This window comes from Streptomyces sp. MS191 (assembly GCF_008042125.1).
Classification (GTDB): Bacteria; Actinomycetota; Actinomycetes; order Streptomycetales; family Streptomycetaceae; genus Streptomyces.
In genome coordinates this window covers 1-2207 of the sequence record NZ_RDBI01000158.1, presented here as the reverse complement: position 1 = coordinate 2207, position 2207 = coordinate 1, and the positions used below count along the sequence as shown (strand labels likewise).

The following is a 2207-nucleotide window of genomic DNA, read 5'->3' as shown; positions in this document are numbered from 1 at the left end:
GCCCCGGCACCCACCTTCCACCTCCCTGAGGAGACCCGTCATGCCCGAGCTCACCCTGATCGACGCCGACTTCGACGCCTGGGAGGCCGCGCAGCTGTCCTCCCGCCGCCTGGACGAGGCCGCCGCGGAAGCCGACCTCGTCTTCCGCGACCAGCTCCAGACCCGCTACGAGATCGCCCTCGACGCCGGCGACCGGGCCGGCATCAAGGCCGCGCTGCAGGTTGCCGCCGACTACGACGCCCGCCACCCGCTCGGCGCCCGGCTCGTCGACGAGCTCACCGGCAACCAGCTCGCCGCGGCCTGAGGGGACATCGTGCACGCCTACCTGATCACTGAGAAGCCGGGCACCGTCCGGCGAGCGTTACGGGCAGCCGGGACGTGCGCGATACGCATCCTCGCCGTCCTGGTCATGGGACTCCTCGGCATCCTCGTCCTCACCGTCCGCTGCACCCGCCCGGTCGTCAACTACGTGGCTGTCCGCGCCGTGTGGCTCGAAGCGTGGGCATCGAAGGTCACCGGCCTCCCGCAGGTTGGGGCAGCCGTCGGCGTAGGCCTGACCGACGAGTTCGTCCGCGAGTTCCGCAACGGATTCCACGCCCACGCCGGGAGCGCACGATGAGCCGACTGCCTCGCATCCTGGCCGACCTGCTCGCCTTCTGGCGGGACATCGCCCGCTACCCGCGGGAAGTCCTCCTCAACCGGGCCCACCACCAGTGGCGGGCCGCCGGAATGGTCAGCCTGATAGCCGCGCTCGTCGCCCTCGACGTCCCCGGCTTCTCCCCGAACAGCTTCACCCCCGCCTTCATCATCTGCGGGCCCAGCCTCCTCCTCGACTGCGCCGGCACCCTCGCCCACGGCCTGTGGAAGTCGGGCCGGATCTGGCCGGGCGTCGAATGCCAGTGCTGCGGCGACGACCCCGACGACGGCGACGACCAGCCGCAGGAAGACGCCCCCGACGGTGGCAGCGGCCTCGCCCGCGACGTCGAGACCTGGCTCCGCACCCAGACCACCCGCACTCACTGACCCGGAAAGGGACTGATCACCGTGACCACCTCGATCGAGAAGGTCAACGGCCACGCCGTGGCCGTCGAACCGCGGTTCGACCCGGTCGCGCTCGCCGAGGCGGACGCCATCCGGGCCCGCACCGAAGCAGAAGCCCGGGCGATCCTCATCGAAGCCGAAGGCAAGGCCAAGGCCGAGCAGACCCTCGCCGCCGAGGAGGCCGAGAAGCAGCGCATCGCCAACGAGCGCGCCAGTATGCGACTCGAGAAGGAGAAGGCCGACCACCGGGCGCACCTCGCGAAGAAGGCAGCTGAGACCGCCAAGGCCGAGGCCGAGAAGGCCAAGGCCGAGAAGGCCGAGGCTGACCGGGAGGCCGAGGAGACCGCTCGCGCGGTCGAGCAGCAGCGCGCCGAGAACCTGTGGAAGTGGGGGGCCCGCGGCATCTACGCCGTCGGCCTGGTGATCGCCGCCCCCGTCCAGTTCCTTGCCTTCTGGGACCCCGAGCGCAAGTTCATGGTCGCCGCCCCGGCGCTCCTCGAAGGCCTCGCGCTCGTTCTTGCTTGCGGAGCCGCGTGGGCGGTCGCCCACCGGCGGGACGTCCTGCCGTACCGGATCGGCATCATGCTCGGCGCCGCGGTCGCCGCCACGATCAACCTGTGGCACGGCGTCACCGACCCGGCCATCGGACTCAACGCCGGCCTCATCGGCGCCATCGCTTCTCTCGGCGGACCGATCGTCCTCATGGCCTACGAGCACGGCATCGCACAGAAGGCCGACGGCATCCCCTCCGCCCGCGAGCGCCGTGCAGCCAAGCGCGCCAAGGCCAAGGAAGAGGCCGCCCGCAAGAAGGCGAAGGACGAGAAGACGGCAACGGAGGCTGCCGCGCGAGAGGCCAAGAAGCTCGCTGATGCGCGGGGTGCCGAGGAGCAGAAGCGGCGCGACGAGGACCGGCGAACGGACCACGAAGAGGTGTGGACCGTGGCCGACTCCCTCCGATCCGCTCGTGGGCTTCCGGTCGTCAGCGACGCTGTCTGGATTGAGGCCTGGTACCGGGTGACCGGCTCCAAGGTCGTCGGCATTACCCCCGAGATCGAGGCCAAGTCCAGGGCCGCGCAGACCCGCATGAAGGCAGCGACGGACGGTCCGATAATCGGTGACTTCTCGCAGGTCAATTCCCAAAAGGACCTGCGCATCAAGAAGGACCC

The 2207-nt window shown here is 70.4% G+C and carries 3 protein-coding genes and 1 pseudogene; all 4 read left to right on the top strand.

Annotation, left to right across the window (positions count from 1 at the left end):
* The coding region (locus tag EAO71_RS35965) for a hypothetical protein (RefSeq protein WP_222723624.1) at window positions 1-304 on the top strand (304 nt) is incomplete at its 5' end.
* 9 nt (window positions 305-313) lie between these two features.
* Window positions 314-619 carry a hypothetical protein gene (locus tag EAO71_RS35960; RefSeq protein ID WP_147982005.1) on the top strand — a complete coding sequence of 102 codons (306 nt, stop codon included), beginning with the start codon at window positions 314-316 and terminating at the stop codon, window positions 617-619.
* Window positions 616-1023, top strand: a complete 408-nt coding sequence (locus tag EAO71_RS35955) for a hypothetical protein (protein WP_147982004.1) — start codon at window positions 616-618, stop codon at window positions 1021-1023. Before EAO71_RS35960 ends, EAO71_RS35955 begins: the two co-directional genes overlap by 4 nt.
* Window positions 1024-1044: 21 nt before the next feature.
* Window positions 1045-2207: pseudogene (locus EAO71_RS35950) on the top strand (hypothetical protein); the annotation flags it as partial.

Bases quoted from the DNA above. Each gene is read 5' to 3' on its own strand.
- EAO71_RS35955 (WP_147982004.1), top strand. From the start codon at position 616: ATGAGCCGACTGCCTCGCATCCTGGCCGACCTGCTCGCCTTCTGGCGG.